This is a genomic window from Novosphingobium sp. MBES04 (assembly GCF_000813185.1).
In the GTDB taxonomy this organism is placed as follows: domain Bacteria; phylum Pseudomonadota; class Alphaproteobacteria; order Sphingomonadales; family Sphingomonadaceae; genus Novosphingobium; species Novosphingobium decolorationis.
Genome location: NZ_DF850489.1, coordinates 1 through 18,421, shown reverse-complemented (window position 1 = coordinate 18,421; position 18,421 = coordinate 1). Strand labels below are relative to the sequence as shown.

18 protein-coding genes and 1 pseudogene are annotated in these 18,421 nt (G+C 67.7%); 15 read left to right on the top strand and 4 right to left on the bottom strand.

Annotated elements, in window-relative coordinates; all coding sequences use genetic code 11:
• Window positions 1-18: 18 nt before the first annotated feature.
• The 4 genes and pseudogenes from MBENS4_RS14020 (at window position 19) to MBENS4_RS14005 (ending at window position 2,574) form a co-directional block, all read left to right on the top strand.
• Window positions 19-474, top strand: coding sequence for a GNAT family N-acetyltransferase (locus tag MBENS4_RS14020; RefSeq protein ID WP_039392528.1), 456 nt, complete (start codon window positions 19-21; stop codon window positions 472-474).
• A 171-nt stretch (window positions 475-645) separates the two neighbouring features.
• On the top strand, window positions 646-1,092 hold the full coding sequence (locus MBENS4_RS14015) for a MucR family transcriptional regulator (protein ID WP_039392527.1): 447 nt from the start codon (window positions 646-648) through the stop codon (window positions 1,090-1,092).
• A gap of 257 nt (window positions 1,093-1,349) precedes the next feature.
• Window positions 1,350-1,707 (top strand): annotated as a pseudogene (locus tag MBENS4_RS14010) (Fur family transcriptional regulator).
• A 75-nt stretch (window positions 1,708-1,782) separates the two neighbouring features.
• Window positions 1,783-2,574, top strand: coding sequence for a lysophospholipid acyltransferase family protein (locus MBENS4_RS14005; protein WP_242404945.1), 792 nt, complete (start codon window positions 1,783-1,785; stop codon window positions 2,572-2,574).
• A 286-nt stretch (window positions 2,575-2,860) separates the two neighbouring features.
• On the opposite strand, the gene MBENS4_RS14000 is transcribed toward MBENS4_RS14005, so the two are convergent.
• Window positions 2,861-3,520, bottom strand: a complete 660-nt coding sequence (locus MBENS4_RS14000) for a hypothetical protein (protein ID WP_039394840.1) — start codon at window positions 3,518-3,520, stop codon at window positions 2,861-2,863.
• 68 nt (window positions 3,521-3,588) lie between these two features.
• On the opposite strand from MBENS4_RS14000, the gene ispH reads away from it, so the two are divergent.
• The 4 genes from ispH (at window position 3,589) to MBENS4_RS13980 (ending at window position 7,495) form a co-directional block, all read left to right on the top strand.
• A complete protein-coding gene (gene ispH, locus MBENS4_RS13995; RefSeq protein ID WP_039392526.1) occupies window positions 3,589-4,587 on the top strand; it encodes a 4-hydroxy-3-methylbut-2-enyl diphosphate reductase in 999 nt (332 codons plus the stop codon).
• Between the two features lie 30 nt (window positions 4,588-4,617).
• Entirely contained in the window at window positions 4,618-5,604 is a 987-nt protein-coding gene (gene thrB, locus MBENS4_RS13990; protein ID WP_039392525.1) for a homoserine kinase, read from the top strand.
• A gap of 4 nt (window positions 5,605-5,608) precedes the next feature.
• Window positions 5,609-6,043, top strand: a complete 435-nt coding sequence (rnhA, locus tag MBENS4_RS13985; RefSeq protein WP_039392524.1) for a ribonuclease HI — start codon at window positions 5,609-5,611, stop codon at window positions 6,041-6,043.
• Window positions 6,044-6,376: 333 nt separating this feature from the next.
• Entirely contained in the window at window positions 6,377-7,495 is a 1,119-nt protein-coding gene (locus MBENS4_RS13980; protein ID WP_242404944.1) for an FUSC family protein, read from the top strand.
• Between the two features lie 4 nt (window positions 7,496-7,499).
• Here the strand turns inward: MBENS4_RS13980 and MBENS4_RS13975 are convergent, their stop codons facing one another.
• Window positions 7,500-8,591, bottom strand: coding sequence for an NAD(P)/FAD-dependent oxidoreductase (locus MBENS4_RS13975; RefSeq protein WP_039392523.1), 1,092 nt, complete (start codon window positions 8,589-8,591; stop codon window positions 7,500-7,502).
• Window positions 8,592-8,596: 5 nt separating this feature from the next.
• Window positions 8,597-9,568 carry an alpha/beta fold hydrolase gene (locus MBENS4_RS13970; RefSeq protein WP_039394835.1) on the bottom strand — a complete coding sequence of 324 codons (972 nt, stop codon included), beginning with the start codon at window positions 9,566-9,568 and terminating at the stop codon, window positions 8,597-8,599.
• A 116-nt stretch (window positions 9,569-9,684) separates the two neighbouring features.
• On the opposite strand from MBENS4_RS13970, the gene MBENS4_RS13965 reads away from it, so the two are divergent.
• The 7 genes from MBENS4_RS13965 to MBENS4_RS13935 all read left to right on the top strand — a co-directional run bounded on the left by MBENS4_RS13965 (window position 9,685) and on the right by MBENS4_RS13935 (window position 17,166).
• Entirely contained in the window at window positions 9,685-10,365 is a 681-nt protein-coding gene (locus tag MBENS4_RS13965) for an A24 family peptidase (protein WP_242404942.1), read from the top strand.
• A 79-nt stretch (window positions 10,366-10,444) separates the two neighbouring features.
• Window positions 10,445-11,464, top strand: a complete 1,020-nt coding sequence (cpaB, locus tag MBENS4_RS13960) for a Flp pilus assembly protein CpaB (protein ID WP_039392521.1) — start codon at window positions 10,445-10,447, stop codon at window positions 11,462-11,464.
• 80 nt (window positions 11,465-11,544) lie between these two features.
• Entirely contained in the window at window positions 11,545-13,134 is a 1,590-nt protein-coding gene (locus MBENS4_RS13955; RefSeq protein ID WP_039394832.1) for a type II and III secretion system protein family protein, read from the top strand.
• A 14-nt stretch (window positions 13,135-13,148) separates the two neighbouring features.
• Window positions 13,149-13,817: a CpaD family pilus assembly protein gene (locus tag MBENS4_RS13950; RefSeq protein ID WP_340140840.1), complete on the top strand. Its 669-nt coding sequence runs from the start codon at window positions 13,149-13,151 to the stop codon at window positions 13,815-13,817.
• A complete protein-coding gene (locus MBENS4_RS13945) occupies window positions 13,817-15,100 on the top strand; it encodes a pilus assembly protein CpaE (protein ID WP_039392520.1) in 1,284 nt (427 codons plus the stop codon). Before MBENS4_RS13950 ends, MBENS4_RS13945 begins: the two co-directional genes overlap by 1 nt.
• A gap of 82 nt (window positions 15,101-15,182) precedes the next feature.
• Complete coding sequence (locus MBENS4_RS13940; RefSeq protein WP_039392519.1) at window positions 15,183-16,154, top strand: type II secretion system F family protein; 972 nt, start codon at window positions 15,183-15,185, stop codon at window positions 16,152-16,154.
• Between the two features lie 16 nt (window positions 16,155-16,170).
• Window positions 16,171-17,166 (top strand): type II secretion system F family protein, encoded by a 996-nt coding sequence (locus tag MBENS4_RS13935; protein ID WP_039392517.1) that lies wholly within the window; start codon window positions 16,171-16,173, stop codon window positions 17,164-17,166.
• A gap of 94 nt (window positions 17,167-17,260) precedes the next feature.
• Here the strand turns inward: MBENS4_RS13935 and MBENS4_RS13930 are convergent.
• The coding region (locus MBENS4_RS13930) for an alginate export family protein (protein ID WP_039392513.1) at window positions 17,261-18,421 on the bottom strand (1,161 nt) is incomplete at its 5' end.

Genomic DNA, 18,421 nt, shown 5'->3' with positions numbered 1-18,421 from the left:
CCCCGCCAGCAGGATCCCATGACCGAAGACCTCGACAAGTTGATGGAAGTCATGACCGCGGCCTTCGACCCTCTATACGGGGAAGCCTGGACCCGGCGCCAAGTCGAAGACGCGTTACTTTTTGGACATACGTACTACAGCCTTGTCGATGCCGGCGGGAATCCCCCCGAGGCAGAGACCCCCGCGGCCGGGTTCACGCTCTCGCGCCACGGCTTCGACGAAGAAGAACTTCTCCTCCTGGCCGTAATTCCGCAGGAACGCGGAAAAGGCCTCGGCAAGACTCTTCTCGAATTACTTAGTAATTCCGCTAAACACCGCGGTGCGCAACGGCTGTTGCTGGAAATGCGAAAGGGAAACCCTGCCGAATCCCTTTACAGCGCATTCGGATTCTACCAGATCGGCGAACGCCCCGACTACTACCGCTTATTGTCGGGAGAGCGCGTCAACGCGATTACATTCGCGCGCGATCTCTGAGTTTAAATTGGGCAGATTCAAGGTTTCCATCCATTTTGGCAGCGCGAAGTCCAAAACAACTTACGATACTACTTGAAACATTGGCTCGTTTGAGCCATTGCATCTCTCGGCAAGTCACAGATGTGTCGGCCAACGAATGAATGCCTCAAGGTCGCCATAGAGGAAAATATAATGGAAACTGTTCAGCCCGACATGAGCGAAACGCTCATCACTCTCACTTCCGACATTGTTGCCGCGCACGTCAGCAACAACAGCGTCACGGTCGATGATCTCCCCTCGTTGATCAACAATGTTTACGGCGCACTTGCCGGTCTCGGCGGCACTACGGCCGTGGAAGAAGAAAAGCCCGAGCCCGCCGTTTCGGTTCGCGCCTCGATCAAGCCCGACTACATCGTCTGCCTTGAAGACGGCAAGAAGCTCAAGATGCTCAAGCGCCACCTGATGACGCACTACAACATGACCCCGGAAGAGTACCGCGCGCGCTGGAACCTGCCCGCCGACTACCCGATGGTCGCCCCCAACTACGCCGAAAAGCGTCGCGAACTCGCGAAGAAGATCGGCCTGGGCCGCAAGCCCAACGCCCGCCGTGGCCGCAAGCCCAAGGCGGTGGCTGCCTGATAGGCGCCCGCACCGGAAAAGAGGGTACGCCTGAACCTTGCTCCCCCCACCTCGCCCGGCCCGACCTTACCGGGCGAGAACAGTGCAAACGTTCGCCGTCCCCCTTTCCCCTTTCCCGATTCTTTTGGTATCGGGACGACACCGGCCCTCTGTGGCCGGTGTTTCCTTTTGCATAAGACAGGTCAGACGTGAGCCAGCCCATCGACATTGAAGCCCTTTGCGCCGAGCGTGGCCTGCGGATTACCGAACAGCGGCGCGTGATCGCCAAGGTTCTGTCCGAGAGCACCGACCACCCCGACGTCGAGAAGCTGCACGAACGCGCCACCGCGATCGATCCGGGCATCTCGATCGCCACGGTCTACCGCACCGTGCGCCTGTTCGAGGAAGCCGGCATTCTCGACCGCCACGACTTTGGTGACGGACGCGCCCGCTACGAGGCCGCCCCCCGAAGCCCACCACGACCACATGATCGACGTCGAGACCGGCGCCGTGGTCGAATTCGTCGACCCCGAACTGGAAGCTCTCCAGAAGCAGATCGCCGAGAAGCTGGGCTTCCGCCTCGTCGATCACCGCATGGAACTGTTCGGCGTCAAGCTCGACCGTGACGAGGGCTGATACCCCAGCCCTTGCCCCCTTTTCCCGCGCGTGCCGGTCACCCCGGCCAGCCGCGCGGCCCGGGCCGTTGAGCCTGTGACCTCCCCCGCACACGACACCGAGCCGGGCGCCCCCTGGCCCCGTCCGCCCTTGCTGGGCTGGCCGCTGATCGCCCTGCGGATCGGCGCGCTTGTCGTCAGCCTGATCCTTGCGGTGGCCGCCTATTATGTCTTCGCGCTGTTCACGCGGCACAATCCCGCGCCGCCCCTCTTCCTGCGCACGCTGGGCGCCATCGCGGGCCTGCGCCTGCGCGTGAAGGGCACCTTGCCGGGCCGGGGCGAGACCGCGATCTTCCTCTCCAACCATATGTCATGGTTGGATATTCCCGCCCTTGCCGGGACTACGGGCTGCGCTTTCGTCGCCCACGACGGCCTCTCCGTCTTCGCCCCCCTGCGGCGCCTGTGCGAGATGAACGACACCGTCTTCATCGCCCGCCACGACCGCCGCTCGGTCGCGCAGCAGGCCGACCAGGTGCGCACCGCCCTTGCCGAGACCGGCAGCCTCACCCTCTTCCCCGAAGGCACGACGAGCGACGGGCGCGGCCTGCTCCCGTTCAAGTCCTCGCTGCTCTCCCCGCTCGAAAGCGACCTGGCCCACGTCGCGATCCACCCGGTCTGGCTCGACTACGGCCCGCAGCCCGAAAAGGTCGCCTGGGTGGGAGACGAACCGGGCCTGGGCAACGCGCTGCGCATCCTCGCGCGCACACGCCCGATCCCGGTCACCGTCCACATCCTGCCCGCCCTGACGCGCGAGGAACGCACCAGCCGCAAGACCATCGCGCAGGCGGCGCGGGCGCACATCGCGGCGGTGAGTGGGAAATTGGCGTAAGAAAGAAGAGATTTCCGAGGGCCATCGCCCTCGGGCTCCCCAAACTGTCGAGCGCAGGCGTGCCGGGCCGCGTGGCTTGAGGGTGATAGGGGAATGCGGATTGAGAGGCTTTGCCCCTCCAATTACTCCGCCACCCTCACGCTTCATACGCTCCGATCAAGGCACGAACTGCCTTGGACGGTTCCGGGGTCAAGGGGTAATAGCCCCTTGAATCGCTATCTTCTTCCACGAAAAAAGGCGCCGCAGACCAAAGTCCGCCGCGCCCTTTTTCGAGAACCGACTGCGCTCAGCGCGTGGCGTTGTAGGCGATCTGATCGTCGTTGAGCTGGAAGCCGACGAGCACCTCGAAGGTCGCGCGGGTCACGGCCGCACGCACGGTCGGATCGGCGAGCGGGTCAAGCGCGGCGTCCTGGTCGCCCGGGCGGCGCTTGGCGGTGATCCGCTGGCGGACCTCGGCGGGCAGCGTGGCCGCGCCGCGGTCGATGAAGGCCGAGCCGTTGGCGGTGGCCTCGGCGCGCGCTTCGCCGTCGGCAAAGTCCAGCGTGACCTGGCCGATTCGCTTGCTCACCACCGAGTTGCCACCCTGCAGGACGGTGACGAAGTACGGCAGCGTCACGCGGCGTGCGCCGTTCGTGTCGCTGCGCTGGGCGCGCACGACGAAGTTGACCTGGCTGGTCACCTTGTCGGTGCCCTCGCCGCACTGCGCGCGCACCTGCGTCATCGTCGCGGTGACGTCGATGTTGTCGGCGGTCTTGGCGCCTCCGGGCCCGAAAAGCGTGATGTCGCCCGTGAAATCGGGGATCCCGACGGCCGGGCAGGCGCTGCGCACGGCGGTGATCCCGACCCCCGAGTTCAGAACGATCTCACCTTCCGACTTGCAGGCGCTGAGGGCCGTCGCGGCCGCGGCGGAGAACAGGACTGTGGCGGTCAGGCGGCGTGCATTCATCATGACATCCCTTGAGTGGCGTGCGCTTGCCCTAGCGATGCAAGCGGCAAAGCGCTAGAGGGCGCAGTATGAACGCGCCCTTTCCATCCCCGGCCGAGTCCGCGCCCGCCTCTTGCGAAGCTGCGTCGACCAAGGCCCCGCTCCGTCTCTTCATTGCCGCCCCGCGCGGCTTCTGCGCCGGTGTCGACCGCGCCATCGAGATCGTCGAGCGGGCGATCGAGAAGTACGGCCCGCCGGTCTACGTGCGCCACGAGATCGTCCACAACCGCTTCGTGGTCGATGGCCTGAAGGCCAAGGGCGCGATCTTCGTGGAGGAACTCGACGAGGTGCCCGACGGGGTTCCGGTGATCTTCTCCGCCCACGGCGTGCCCAAGTCGGTGCCCGCAGCGGCCACCGAGCGCGGCCTCGACTGGCTTGATGCGACCTGCCCGCTGGTCTCCAAGGTCCACCGCCAGGCCGAGCGCCAGATCGCGGACGGGCGCCACATCCTGTTCATCGGCCACGCCGGCCACCCCGAGGTGATCGGCACCTTCGGCCAGGTGCCCGAGGGCGGCATGACGCTCGTCGAGACGGTCGAGGACGTCGCCGCGCTGGACTTTCCGGCCGACGCGGAGCTGGCCTACCTCTCGCAGACCACCCTCTCGGTGGATGACACCGCCGCGATCATCGCCGCGATCCAGGCGCGCTATCCGAAGGTGGCAGCCCCCAAGGCCGAGGACATCTGCTATGCGACCTCGAACCGGCAGGCCGCGGTCAAGCGCGTCGCGCCCGACTGCCAGCTGATGTTCGTGATCGGCGCACCCAACAGTTCGAACTCGCTGCGCCTGGCCGAAGTCGCCCAGCGGTCGGGCGCCTGCGCGCAGCTCATCCAGCGCGCCAGCGACATCGACCCGGCCTGGCTGGAGGGTGTCGATACGGTGGGCCTGACCGCCGGGGCCTCGGCCCCCGAATCGCTGGTCAACGAAGTGATCGCGCGCCTCAAGGAACTGCGCGATGTCAGCCAGCAGGAATTCGTCACCGCCACCGAAACGATCAGCTTCAAGCTGCCCAAGCAGCTGACCACCTGATCCGCCTGAAAAGCCAAAGAGCATAAAGACATGGCCGTTTACACACGAATCGGCGCGGAAGACATGGCCGCGATCGTCGATGCCTTCGACGTGGGCACCCTGCTGTCCGCCAAGGGCATCGCCGAGGGCGTTTCGAACAGCAACTGGCTCCTGGAAGCCCAGCGCGGCGAGGACGAGCCGCGCCGCTACATCCTTACGATGTACGAGGAGCGCACCGACGTCGAGGACCTGCCCTTCTTCCTCGACCTGCTCGACCACCTCGCCGCCAACGATTGCCCGGTGCCGCGCACGATCCATGACCGCGAGGGCGCCAGCCACCGTTTCCACGAAGGCAAGGCGCTCGCCCTGATCGAGTTCCTGCCCGGCGTCTCGGTGAGCGAACCGACCGCGGGCCAGGCCCGTTCGGTGGGCGCGGCGCTCGCCAAGGTGCACCTCGCCGCCGCCAGCTTCCCGCAGCGGCGCACCAACACCATGGGCCTTGCCCGGTGGAACCAGCTTCTGACCGACTGCGGCGAGGAAGGCCTCAACCTCATCCATCCCGAGCTGGCCCGCATCGTGAAGCGCGAGCTGACCAGCCTGACCCTGGGCTGGCCGCTCGGCCTGCCCGAGGGCGTGGTCCACGCCGACCTCTTCCCGGACAACGTGCTGATGCTGGGCGAGGAAGTCACCGGCCTCATCGACTTCTACTTCGCCTGCACCGACATCCTGGCCTACGACGTTGCCGTGACCCACGCGGCCTGGTGCTTCAGCGACGACGGCACGCGCTTCGATCCCGAGATCTCGCGCGCGCTCCTGGAAGGCTACGAAAGTGTGCGTCCGCTCTCGGACGAGGAACGCGCCGCGCTCCCGCTGCTGGCCCGCGCCGCTGCGATGCGCTTCCTGTCGACGCGCGCCTACGACTGGATGAACACCCCCGAGGACGCGCTCGTCACTCCCAAGGACCCGCTCGCCTTCGCGCGGCGGCTCGACTTCTACGCCAGCGCGGAAAACCGCGACCTCTTCGCGAAGGAAGCCTGAGGCGATGAAGAAAATCGAGATCTTTACCGACGGCGCCTGCAAGGGCAATCCCGGCCCCGGTGGCTGGGGCGCGCTCCTGCGCATGGGCGAGCACGAGAAGGAAATGTCGGGCTCGGAAGCCCAGACGACCAACAACCGCATGGAGATGACCGCGGTCATCAAGGCGCTCGAAGTGCTCAACCAGCCCTGCGAGATCGTCCTGTGCACCGACAGCAAGTACGTCATCGACGGGATCACCAAGTGGGTCCACGGCTGGCAGAAGAAGGGCTGGGTCAACGCCTCGCGCCAGCCCGTCGCCAACGCCGAACTCTGGCGCGAGATGCTCGCCGCGACGAAGCCGCACAAGATCACCTGGCAGTGGGTGCGCGGGCACAATGGACATGCGGAAAACGAACGCGTCGACCAGCTCGCCAGCGATGCGGCCAAATCGGTGGCCTGAGCGCCCCGGACCACGCGGCCTCCCACGTCGCCACGGCGGGCGATTGCACGCGCTGAAATTTGATTGCGCAAAACGCAACGAAGCACAGAGTCGGCCCCCGCGATCCCCGGATTCGCGGGGGCCTTGCGTTTCCCGCCCCGCTTTCGGGCCCTGTTGCCCCCACGACACGAAATTTCTTTGGCCTCTCGCGATGACGCGAGGCCCGCGCTCCACCTCCGATATGCCGCAAGTGCGAAGGTTTTCGCTGCATTTGCGAAATTGCAAGTCACTCGTGCGCTCTATGCAACTGCACCCACCTTCTAAGGGCGCCCCGATCGGCCCATAATCAGCGGCATGGTGAAGCTGATCACATCGCATGTGCAGAACGAACTGCGCGAACTGACCCGTCCGGGCCCCCGCATGGCCGACGAGATCGCCTGCGTGCTCTCGGTCATGCTGGCCATCGTGCTCGCGCAGCTTGCCGATGCGCGCATGGTCAACTGGGCGGCGGTGTCCGCGCTGGTGCTTCTGAAGAGCGACACCCTGGAAACGCTGCTGCGCGGCGCGATGCGCATGGTCGGCACGCTGGCGGGCGGCGCGCTCGCGCTGATGCTGGCCCCGCTGGCCCTGCACTCGCTGGTCGTTGCCGTGCTGAGCGCAGGCCTCGTCGGCGGCATGGGCCTTTACGGCATGCTGACGGGTCGCCGCGCCTACGCCTGGTTCCTGTTCGGCCTGACCTTCGAGATCGTCCTGCTCGACAAGCTCGCCAATCCTGACCTTGCCACTTTCGAGCTGGCCTTCACCCGCGTCATCGAAGTGGGCGCGGGCACGCTGGCCTGCGTCGTGGTGAGCCTGGGCGCCGCGCTCATCTCGGGCAAGGACTGGCTCGCCAACCGCAAGGCGCGCCCGGAGCGCATGCGCTGGAACGCGACCGCCGCGCGCCACGCCGCGCAGACCGGCATCGCGCTCGCCGCCCTGCCCCTTCTCTACCACTTCGTGAAGGTGCCGGAGCTGACCCAGGCCGCGATCACCATCATGGCGGTGATGATCGTGCCGGTCGCCGGGCTTGGCCAGAGCGGGCTCGTCCCCGTCAGCCGCCGCCTCCTGCACCGCGCCATCGGCTGCGTCGCGGCGGGCCTGCTGGCCATCGGGCTGCTCGTCCTCGCGCACGGCAATGTCGCGGTGATCATCGCGGGCACCTGCTTCGGCCTGTTCCTGGGCCGTCACCTCGAAACGGGCGGCAAGGCGACGCAGTACGTGGGCCTGCAATTCTCGATTGCACTCCTCACCGCGCTCGTCCCCGACAGCTACAGCCAGATCGAGGCCGGGGTCGCGATGGAGCGCCTGCTCGGCATTGCTGTGGGCATGGCCATGCTCGAGCCCGCGCTGCTGTCCTGGCACTTCATCGCCAAGCGCCTGCACAGCGCGGCGGCCGAGAAGGCCGAGGCCACGGCGTCCGCAGCCGCGGCCTGACCTCTCAGCTAAAACGCAAGGGGCTGTAGGGCGCCGGATCGACCGCGCCCGCAGCCTCGCCCAGCAGCAGCCGCGCGGCGAGATCCGCGCCTGCAGGTGCGGTCTGGATGCCAAAGCCGCCCTGCCCTGCGCACCAGAAGAAGCCCTCCACCTCCGCATCGAAGCCGTAGACCGGCAGACGGTCGGGCGCGAACGAGCGCAAGCCCGCCCAGCGGTGCTCGACGCGCGCGATGCGCCAGTCCACCACCTTCTCGAAGCGGTCGATGGCCAGCGCGATGTCCAGCTCTTCGGGCGCGGCATCGCACGGGGCGCTGGGCGTCTCGTCATGCGGGCTCAGCCACAGGCGCCCGTTCTCGGGCTTGAAGTAGAAGCCTCCGGCAATGTCGAGGACAAGCGGCAGGTCCTCGGGCACGGGCGCGTCCAGCACGAGCTGGGCAATGGTGCGGCGAAGCGGGGTAATGCCGAGCGCTCGCGCCCCGGCCATCTGCGCCACGCTGTCCGCCCAGGCGCCCGCCGCGTTGACAAGGATGCCCGCCTCCAGCGTAGCGCCGTCGGCCAGATCCAGACGCCAGCCTCCCTGCTCCCGGCGCGCGGCGCGCAAGGACGCCCGGCACCGGATCGGCGTGCCCGCCTGGCGCGCGGCGGCCAGATAATGCTGGTGCAGGCGCGCCACGTCGATGTCGCAGGTCGTGGGCTCGAGCGCGCCGTGCGTCCACGCGGGCCTGAGGCCCGGGATGCGGCGCGCGATCTCGGCGCGGCCAAGCTCCTCCACCTCGACGTCCATCGCGCGGAAGGTCTGCGCGAAGGCCGCGACCTCGTCCGCCTGCTCGGCGCGGCCGATGGTGAGGCCATGGCGCACCGTCAGGACACCCAGGTCATGAAGCGCCGGGCCCGATGCGGCGGTCAGCGGCTGTACGCCCGGCCCGCCATAGCTCTCCACCCAGAACGCGGCCGAGCGGCCGGTGGCATGGTAGCCGGGCGCATCCTCGCCCTCGACGAGGCAGACACTGGCGCCCCCACGGGCGGCGAGCGCGGCGGCCAGCGAGGCGCCGGCCATCCCCGCGCCGATGACGGCAATATCAAACTTCTGGGACATAGGGCTCAGCCCCTAGCCGGTGCGACCCGGTCCAGGAAAGCCTCGATTTCGGCAAGTGCATGTGCGCGCACCGGATCGGCCTCGCGCAGGATCTCGTGCGCGCAGCCCTCGTCGTAGGCGACCAGTTCGCCCGCCGGCAGGCGCCCGGCTGCGCTGCGGATGGCGGGCCAGGAGACCAGGCCGTCGCGGCGCGTGGCGAGGATCTGTACGGGGGCGCGCACCTTTTCGAGCACGCCGCGCCGCTCCAGCGCGCGGATCGAGGCGATGGCCGCGCCAATCCAGCCCCAGCTCGCCGGGCCCATGACGAGGCCGGGGCGCTCCTGGTACCACCACTGCTCATCGGCGTAGCGCGCGGCGTCGTGGGTGAGGAGGTGCTGGCGCGCGCGCTTGACCAGTTCGGGCCGCTCGCTCCCGCTCCAGGCCCGCGCCGTTCGCCCGCGCACCGCACATATCGCCTTGGCGACAGGGGCCAGCAGGGCATTGGGCGCCCAGGTCGGATGGAGCCCCAGCATCGGCGCGGAAAGGACCACGGCGGCGGGTGCGATGCGCTTTTCCGCGACCGCGCGCAGGACCAGGTTGCCGCCCATCGAATGGCCGACGGCGACATGGGGCCCGGGCTGCGGCGCGACGAAGTCCGCCCAGATCCCGGCGTAGTCGGCAAGCCAGGTCGCAAAGTCGTCGATATGGCCGGTCGTCGCATCGCTGCCCAGGCGTCCGCTGAGGCCCTGCCCGCGCCAGTCCGCCGAGACTACCGACCAGCCCGAATCGGCCCAATCATTGAGCGATTCGAGCCACTTCTCGTAGCAGTCGCCCCGTCCGGGCATGAACAGGATCGCGCCGCGACGCCGCCAGGACGCGCCGCGCGCGGGGACCTCGAGAACGCGGATTTCCCAGCCATCCGCGGCCGTCCAACGCGATTCGCGCGCATCGGCCGGGACTTCGCGCCGAACCCGTGCGGCTGCGTCCGTCGCGTCAATCGAGTGGCTAATGGGGACCTCGGGCAGGTAATTACGTTTTGGTAAGTGATGACCGCTAGACGGGACCCTCCACAGGGGGGACTTCGATGCCAGGCGGCATATTTTCGTACGCTTTGATGGCGGCCTTGGCAACTGCCCTGCTGGTCGCCGCGGTCACCGACATCAAACGCCGCGAGATAGATAACACACTTAATCTGGCCATCGCGCTGGCGGCCCCGCTGTGGTGGCTGGCGACGGGCCTTGGCTGGTGGGACGTGGGCTTTCAGCTCGCGCTCGCGCTCGTCACCTTCGTGGTGACCTGCGCCCTCTTCGTCGTGCGCCAGATGGGTGGCGGCGATGTCAAACTTTTAACCGCGCTTGCGCTCTGGTTCGCGCCCGCCCCCTTCCTGCAGCTGGTCGTGCTGATGGCCCTGCTGGGGGGAGCCGGTTCGGTTGCGATGGCGGCCTGGAACCTCGACCGGCGGCCCGGCGAATCCGGGCGCAGCGCGCTGGCGCTGGGCGCTTCGGCGCTGTGGGTGGGCGGCGCGCTGGCGGTTCTGATCGCGCTGGCCACCGGACGCCCGCTCCTTTCGAGCGCCGCGCTGCAATCGATTCGCGACGTGCTTCCCGCAGGCTGGATCATCGCGCTCCTGGTGCTGGTGCTGCTCGGCGGATTCGCGCTCGGCTTCGCGCACCTCGTACAGCGCCAGAAAGCGCGGATGCGCGTGCCTTACGGGGTCGCCATCGCGCTTGCGGGCATCTGGGTGCTCGCCCAGCAGGCCCTGGCCAGTGCGGCGGTGTCATCCACCGTAAACTAATCTCGATTGACCCGATTTTAACCAATTGTCCCGACAAGGTAACTCACCAAGATCGGATTTTCAGGGGGCTTGAACAGCCATGGATAGAAAGAAGCTGCTGCTGCTGGTCGTTGCGCTTTTCGTCGCAGCCGGCACCGCATTTGCAGCGCGCTCGATGTTTGCCGGAGCCTCGGCTCCCCAGGCAGAGGCCGTGGCGGTCAAGCCCGCAGGGCCCAAGGTCCTCGTCGCCCAGCGGGCACTTCCGGTGGGGACTATCCTCACCGCCGATGCGATGTCCTTCCAGGACTGGCCCGCCGAACTCGTGAAGGACGTCTACTTCCTCGACGGCGAGGCGGACATGGCCAAGCTCCTGGGCACCGTCGTGCGTTACCCGATCACCGCCGGGCAGCCGGTCACCCAGGGTGCGCTCGTCGCGCCGGGCGACCGCGGCTTCCTCGCCGCCGCGCTCGGCCCGGGCATGCGCGCGGTCACCATCTCGGTTTCGGCCAAGACGGGCGTGGGCGGCTTCGTGTTCCCGGGCGACCGGGTCGACATGATGCTCACCCAGCAGGTCAAGGGTGAAGGCGAACCGCTCAACACCACCGAGACGATCCTGCGCAACCTGCGCGTGCTCGCCACCGACCAGACCACCAACAACGAGGTCGAGGACGGCAAGACCGTGGTCCGCGCCTTCCGCACGGTCACGCTCGAGGTCACCCCGCGCATCGCCGAGAAGATCTCGGTGGCCGAGGAAATCGGCGCGCTCAGCCTCTCGCTGCGCTCGATCGCGGACAACCAAGGCGAATTCGAACGCATCCTTGCGAGCGGCGAAGTCGAGGTGCCCGAGGGCGCCACCAAGGAGCAGGAGGAAACCCTCATGCGCCAGGCCATGACCCGCCCGATCGAGGGCAACACCACTTACGTCACCGGCGGCGACGTCTCGCGCTTCCAGCGCACGAGCCGTCCCGCGCCGTCCGGCTCGGGCTCGGGCTCGGGCCCGATGATGTCCGCGCCGCAGATGGCCGGCGGTTCGCCCGCCGCCGCGCCCCAGGGCTATTCCGGCCCCGTGGTGCGCGTCACCCGCGGCAAGGTCACCACCGCCGAACCGGCCGGGAAGTAAGCACCATGACCGCACGCACATTCCGCAAGTCCGCGCGTCCCGCCGACGCCGGCCACCCGGCAACCGCAAAGGGCACAGCCATGAAGCGCCGCCTCTTCCCCTCCCTGCTCCGCGCCACCTGCCTGGTCGCCCCGCTGGCCACCCTTGGCGCGCTCGCACCGCTCGCCCCGGCCGCGGCCCAGTCGATCTCGACGCCCGCGCAGGACATCGCCCTCTCGATCGGCAACGGCCAGCTCGTCACCGTCCCGGGTACGATGGCCGACGTCTTCGTCGCCAACGAGGCGATCGCCGACGTCCAGGTCAAGTCGACCAACCAGCTCTACGTCTTCGGCAAGGGCGGCGGGACGACCACGGTCTACGCCAGCAACCGCGCAGGCCAGGTCATCTGGTCGGCCAACGTGCGCGTCGGCTCGAATTTCGACAGCGTCGATTCGATGCTGCGCCTGGCCATGCCCGAGGCGAAGATCACGGTCTCCTCGATGGGCACCAACACCTTCCTCCTCACCGGCACGATCAAGTCGCCCGAGGACGCCGCCGAGGCCGAACGCCTGGTCCAGGCCTACGTCGGCAAGGAAGCCAACGTCATCAGCCGCCTGCGCACGGCCACGCCCTTGCAGGTCAACCTGCAGGTGCGCATCGCCGAAGTCAGCCGCTCGCTGGTCAAGACCATCGGCTCGCGCCTGACGACGATGGACGCGACCGGGGGCTTCAAGTTCGGCATCGGCCAGAACGCGCCGATCGACAACCAGGGCGTCTTCGCGCCGGGCCGCACCCTCGGGGTCGGCAACATCCCGACCGACAGCGTGATCGACCCGATCACGGGCGAACTCACGCAGATCCCGGGCACCGCCGTCAACCAGCTGGGCACCGGCACCACGCTGGGCATGGCCGGACGCCTGTTCGGGCTCGACATTCTGGGCGCGCTCGACGCAGGTGAGACCGTGGGTCTCGTCACCAGCCTCGCGCAGCCCAACCTGACCGCGCTTTCGGGCGAGACCGCCGAGTTCCTCGCGGGCGGCGAATTCCCGATCCCGATCAGCCAGGGCCTGGGCGCCACCTCGATCGAGTACAAGAACTACGGCGTCAGCCTCAGCTACACGCCCACCGTGCTCGCCAACGGGCGCATCTCGCTACGCGTGCGCCCCGAGGTCTCGGACCTCTCGAGCCAGGGGTCGGTCACCCTCAACGGTTTCGAGGTCCCCTCGCTGACCACGCGGCGCACCGAGACCACCGTCGAACTGGGCTCGGGCCAGAGCTTCATGATCGCGGGCCTGCTCAGCAACAACACCTCGAACACGATCACCAAGATGCCCGGCGCCGGTGATATCCCGATCCTGGGCTCGCTGTTCCGCTCGACCGGCTACAACCGCGGCGAGACCGAGCTTGTCATCGTGATCACGCCGTATCTGGTGAAGCCGGTCGATCCCTCGCAGATCGTCCTGCCGACCGATGGCTACAGCGCGCCCAACGAACTGCAGCGCCTGCTCGGCAACCAGCAGAGCGACGGTTCGGGCCCCACCCAGCGCCCGGGGCCCTCGCGCGGCGCCGCGCCCGCCCCCGCCCCTGGCGTCGACGTCGGCGCGCTGGATGCAACGCCCCAGGCACAGGCGCAGCCACGCACGCGCACGGCCGCCGACGACACCGCCAAGCCCGGCTTCACCCTCAAGTGAGAGAGCTGACCACCATGCGCATGCCTTTTGCCACCCGCGCGCGTCCGCTTGCCGCCGGCGCCCTCGTTCTCGCTCTTGCCCCCGCACTCGCCGGGTGCATGGGCGGCATCCCCACCAACCGCACGATGTATTCCGAGCACCAGCCCGTGGTGCAGCAGGTCAACTACACGCTCGACCTCAATGCCGACGGCGGCGGCCTCGCCTATGGCGAAGCCCAGCGTCTGTCCGGCTGGCTCGATGCGATGGACCTGAAGTACGGCGACAAGCTCTACGTCGATGACCCGGCCACCAGCGCCGCCGCGCGCCAGGCGATTGCCGCACTCGCCGAGCGCCGCGGCATCCTCATGGCCGAGGGCGCCCCGATCACCGAGGGCTACATCCAGCCCGGCACGCTGCGCGTGGTCATCGCGCGCATGCAGGCCTCGGTGCCCAGCTGCCCGTCGTGGAAGAGCAATTCCGACTTCAACCCGGGCAACGGCCTCTCCAGCAACTACGGCTGCGCCACCAATTCCAACCTTGCCGCCATGGTCGCCGATCCCGAGGACCTGCTGCATGGCGCCGAGGGCGATGGAGAGACCAACGCGATGACCTCGACCAAGGCGATCCAGGCCTACCGCGAGGCCGCCCCCACCGGCAACGGCAACACCGTGACCACAGCCAGCACCACGACGGGAGCCCAGTGATGAACGCACCCTGGAAATCGGGAGGCGGCAATGGCCGCGACCAGTTCGCCGCCTACCTGTGCGACGAGGCCTCGCTTGACGTGATCCGTCCGATCGCGATGGAAATGGGCTGGCAGCCCGAGAAGTGCAACAAGGGTGGCCTGCGTAACGCCATCCAGTCGCTCTCGATCACCGCCTCGCCCAACATCCTGATGGTCGACCTGTCGGAAAGCGGCGATCCGCTCAGCGACATCAACGCGCTCGCCGAAGTGTGCGAGCCGGGTACGATCGTGATCTCGGTCGGCCAGGTCAACGACGTGCGCCTCTACCGCGACCTTATCGCCAGCGGCATCCACGACTACCTGCTGAAGCCGCTCTCGCCCGCCCAGGTGCGCGATTCGCTGGCCCAGGCTCAGGCGGTCTACGCCGCGCCCAAGAGCCATGACGGCGCGGGCGCGGGGCAGCACGTCTCGACCGCGGTGATCGGCACGCGCGGGGGCGTAGGTGCCTCGACCATCGCCACCTCGCTGGCCTGGCTGCTGAGCGCGGACAACAAGCTGCCGACCGCGCTGCTCGATCTCGACATCCACTTCGGGACCGGTGCGCTCTGCCTGGACCTCGAACCAGGCCGCGGCCTCACCGACGCGATCGAGAGCCCGAGCCGTATCGACGGCCTGTTCATCGAACGCGCCATGATCCGCGCCAACGACAATCTCGCGATCCTCTCGGCCGAGGCCCCGATCTCGAGCCCGCTGATGACCGACGGCGCGGCCTTCCTCCAGCTCGAGGAGGAATTCCGCGAGGCATTCGAGGCCACCGTCATCGACATGCCGCGCAACATGCTCATCAACTTCCCGCAGCTGGTGAACGATGTGAACGTGGTCGTGCTGGTGACCGAGTACACGCTGGCCTCGGCGCGCGATTCGATCCGCATCCTCTCCTGGCTGCGCACCAACGCCCCCCAGGCTCGCGTGATCGTGGTGGCCAACAAGGTCCAGTCCGCGGTCAGCGAGATCGGCAAGGCCGACTTCGAGGCCTCGATCGAGGCCAAGGTCGCGCTCACCATCCCCTACGACGCCAAGGCCGCCGCGCTCGCGGCAAAACTGGGTCAGACCTTCGCCGATGCCAACCGCACCACCAAGGCGGGCTCCGCGATGCGCGATCTCTCGCAGCTCATTCTCGAAGGCCGCGACGACGTCCAGGACGCGGGCGAGGGCAAGAAGGCCTCGCTCTTCGACAAGCTCGATCTCAAGTCGTTCATGTCGGGCATGGGCACCAAGAAGGCGAGCGCGCAGGCGCAGTGATGCACCGGCTTACGGGGACGCGGCGCACGCACGCGTCCCCTGTCGCAACGACGACGCAGTGACGTAAAGGACCGCAAAGGCGATGAACCCTCTCCAGCTCATCCTGTTCGCAGGCGGCCTCATGGGCGTGATGGTGCTTGTCTACCTGGCCTTCTCGGGCCCCTCGCCGAGCAAGGAGGGCGCGCGCCGCCTGAAGGCCGTGCGTTTCCGCCACTCGCAGAGCACGAACGACCGGGTCGAGGCGCAGATGCGCAAGGCCGTCGCCGCGCGGCGCCCCAAGATGCACCGTCTCGCCGGCTCGGGCTCGCAGCTCGAGGCGCTTGACCTGCGGCTGATGCGTTCGGGCCTGTCGTGGACCTTGTCGCAGTACCTCTACGGCTCGCTGGGCATTGCCGTGACGGTGACGCTGCTCCTCTACCTCAAGACCGGTGCGGCGCTGCTGGCGCTGGGCATCGGCCTGTTCGCGGGCGCGGGCATTCCGCACGTCGTCCTGAACATGATGATCAACAAGCGCACCAACAACTTCATCACCAAGTTTCCCGACGCCATCGAACTCCTGGTGCGCGGCCTGCGCTCAGGGCTTCCCGTCACCGAGACCCTCACCGTCGTGGCCAAGGAAGTCCCCGGCCCGGTCGGTCAGGAGTTCAAGCTCATCACCGAACGCATCAAGATCGGCAAGACCATGGAGGATGCCCTCCAGGAAACCGCCGACCGCCTATCCATCCCGGAATTCAACTTCTTCTGCATCACCCTCGCGATCCAGCGCGAGACCGGCGGCAACCTCGCCGAGACGCTGGCCAACCTGGCCGACGTGCTGCGCAAGCGCGCGCAGATGAAGCTCAAGATTCGCGCCATGAGCTCGGAATCGAAGGCCTCGGCCTACATCGTGGGCGCCCTGCCCTTCCTCGTCTTCGGCATGATCTGGATGGTCAACCCGAGCTACGTCGGCGAATTCTTCATCGACGAGCGGCTGATGGTCGCGGGCATGGGCGGCGCGGTCTGGATGGGGATCGGCGCCTTCATCATGGCCAAGATGGTCAGCTTCGAGATCTGAGCGAGGAACACGACCCATGCTCGAGCAACCCACCGGCCCTACCATCCTGGGCTTCGACGTCATCCTCGTCGGCACCTTCCTCGCGATGATCGCGGCGATGGCGACGATGTACGCGATCTACACCGCGCTCACCGTGCGCGATCCCATGGCCAAGCGCGTGCGGGCCCTCAACGCCCGCCGCGAACAGCTCAAGGCCGGCATCACCACCGGCGCGCGCAAGCGCCAGAGCCTCGTCAAGCGCAACGAGGCGACCGACAAGATGGGCCGGATCCTGGCCAGCCTGAAGGTCCTGCAGGGCAGCCAGCTCAAGGAGATCCAGCAGAAGCTCGCCCATGCGGGCATCCGCGACAAGCAGTGGGCCGTCGCCGTCGTGTTCGGGCGCCTGGTCCTGCCGATCCTGCTTGGCGGCACCGCCGCGATCGTCATCTACGGCATCGACTACTTCCCCGACTGGAGCAGCTTCAAGCGCTTCGGCGGCTTTGCCGCGATGCTGCTGGCGGGCTACAAGGGCCCGGACCTGTTCATCCAGAACATTGCCACCAAGCGCACCGACGCGATCCGCAAGGGCCTTCCCGACGCGCTCGACCTGCTCGTCATCTGCGCCGAGGCCGGCCTCACCGTCGATGCCGCCTTCGACCGCGTGGCGCGCGAACTGGGCCGCGCCTACCCGGAACTGGGCGATGAGTTCTCGCTCACCTCGATCGAGCTCTCGTTCCTGACCGAACGCCGCCAGGCCTTCGAGAACCTCGCCTGGCGTGTCAATCTCGACGCGGTGAAGGGCGTGGTGACGACGATGATCCAGACCGAACGCTACGGCACCCCGCTTGCCTCGGCGCTGCGCGTGCTCTCGGCCGAATTCCGCAACGAGCGCATGATGCGCGCCGAGGAAAAGGCCGCGCGCCTGCCCGCGATCATGACCGTGCCGCTGATCCTGTTCATCCTGCCCACGCTCTTCGTGGTCATCCTGGGCCCCGCAGCCTGCTCGATCGCCGACGCCTTCGGCGGCGACTAGAGCGGCTTTTGAGCCCACCGCACGAAAAAGCCCCCTCCCCGCGTTGTGCGTGGAGGGGGCTTTTTCGTTGAGAATGCCGCCTGCTCCCGGTTCGTCAGAACAGGAAATAGATGTCCCCATAGCCGTAATGGGTGTCGCCCCGCTCCTGCACGTTGGGCGCACGCTTCAGGAACGCGCCCTTGTCGAGCCAGGCCGCGCCGAGATCGACCTTGATGCGCTTGGGGATGAGCCAGTAGCGCACGCGGGCCTGCACCTGGCTGCCCCCATCGCGCCCACTGGCACCGCTCGCATCGCGAATGCCGGTAAAGGCAAAGGCATCGTCCCGCGAATCCAGCCACAAGCGGCGCCAGTCGACAAAGGCATCGAAACGCCTGGACGGCGCGATCTGTGCCCGCACGCCCAGACTGCGGACATTGCTGTAGCCCAGCGGACCATAAAGCGACGTCGGCCCCCAATCGCTCCGGCGCGGGCCATAGAGCGAATCGAAGCGTTCGTGGCGCGCTGTTCCCGCCTTGTCCCCGCTCGCCATGTCGGCCTGGAGCGAGAGCCGTGCGTCGAGCGATCCGGGCAGCGTATAGCCCGCCTCGGCATGGGCCATGTACGCGCGCACCGGAACGCTGGGCGCGCCATCGTCGCGCGACGTGCGGATCCGCCCCAGCTGGAGCGCGGCTTCCAGTTCGAGATCCCAGCGCCCCGCCTCGGGCACCTGGAGACGCCCTCCGAAGGTGCGCAAGTGCCGGTTGCGGGTGGCATGCGTGGCATCGTCGCGCTCATCGAGCAGGAAGGCATAGGCTTCCAGCGCCACCGGCCCCCGCTGCGCCGCGGCAAAGGCGCCCCAGAAGCGCAGGTCGAAGCCCTCGGTGTCCACCGACCAGGCGTTCGCAATGACCTCTCCCTTGGTGTCGGGATGGCGCTTGTCCGGCAGGGTGTAGAAGACGCTCAGGCGCTCCTTCCCCTCAGGGCCCTGCCAGTCGAGGCGCGCGCCGGTAAAGGCGTTGGCCGCATTGCGCCAGCCCGGATCGCCGACAAGCCGCTTGCTCCCGAAATTGAGCACCATGCGCCCGGCCGTCACCGACACCTGGTCCGAAACGTCCAGTCCCACGTAGAGTTGGGGGACCTGCAACGGGTCGATGTGCGCGGAACTGATCGGCGTATCGAGGTCGATGGCATAGCCGCGCGAATCGCGGATTTCGGCACCGACGCGAAACCGCCCCCGCGTGTACTTGGCCACGATGCTTGTCCGGATAGTCAGAGG

Excerpts from the sequence above, each read along its gene's own strand:
- MBENS4_RS13940 (WP_039392519.1), top strand. The coding sequence starts at position 15,183 with ATGAACCCTCTCCAGCTCATCCTGTTCGCAGGCGGCCTCATGGGCGTG.
- MBENS4_RS14015 (WP_039392527.1), top strand. The coding sequence starts at position 646 with ATGGAAACTGTTCAGCCCGACATGAGCGAAACGCTCATCACTCTCACT.
- thrB (WP_039392525.1), top strand. The coding sequence starts at position 4,618 with ATGGCCGTTTACACACGAATCGGCGCGGAAGACATGGCCGCGATCGTC.
- MBENS4_RS13950 (WP_340140840.1), top strand. The coding sequence starts at position 13,149 with ATGCGCATGCCTTTTGCCACCCGCGCGCGTCCGCTTGCCGCCGGCGCC.
- rnhA (WP_039392524.1), top strand. The coding sequence starts at position 5,609 with ATGAAGAAAATCGAGATCTTTACCGACGGCGCCTGCAAGGGCAATCCC.
- MBENS4_RS13980 (WP_242404944.1), top strand. The coding sequence starts at position 6,377 with ATGGTGAAGCTGATCACATCGCATGTGCAGAACGAACTGCGCGAACTG.
- MBENS4_RS13935 (WP_039392517.1), top strand. The coding sequence starts at position 16,171 with ATGCTCGAGCAACCCACCGGCCCTACCATCCTGGGCTTCGACGTCATC.
- MBENS4_RS13965 (WP_242404942.1), top strand. The coding sequence starts at position 9,685 with ATGGCGGCCTTGGCAACTGCCCTGCTGGTCGCCGCGGTCACCGACATC.
- ispH (WP_039392526.1), top strand. The coding sequence starts at position 3,589 with ATGAACGCGCCCTTTCCATCCCCGGCCGAGTCCGCGCCCGCCTCTTGC.
- MBENS4_RS13975 (WP_039392523.1), bottom strand. The coding sequence starts at position 8,591 with ATGTCCCAGAAGTTTGATATTGCCGTCATCGGCGCGGGGATGGCCGGC.
- cpaB (WP_039392521.1), top strand. The coding sequence starts at position 10,445 with ATGGATAGAAAGAAGCTGCTGCTGCTGGTCGTTGCGCTTTTCGTCGCA.
- MBENS4_RS13945 (WP_039392520.1), top strand. The coding sequence starts at position 13,817 with ATGAACGCACCCTGGAAATCGGGAGGCGGCAATGGCCGCGACCAGTTC.
- MBENS4_RS14000 (WP_039394840.1), bottom strand. The coding sequence starts at position 3,520 with ATGAATGCACGCCGCCTGACCGCCACAGTCCTGTTCTCCGCCGCGGCC.
- MBENS4_RS13955 (WP_039394832.1), top strand. The coding sequence starts at position 11,545 with ATGAAGCGCCGCCTCTTCCCCTCCCTGCTCCGCGCCACCTGCCTGGTC.
- MBENS4_RS14020 (WP_039392528.1), top strand. The coding sequence starts at position 19 with ATGACCGAAGACCTCGACAAGTTGATGGAAGTCATGACCGCGGCCTTC.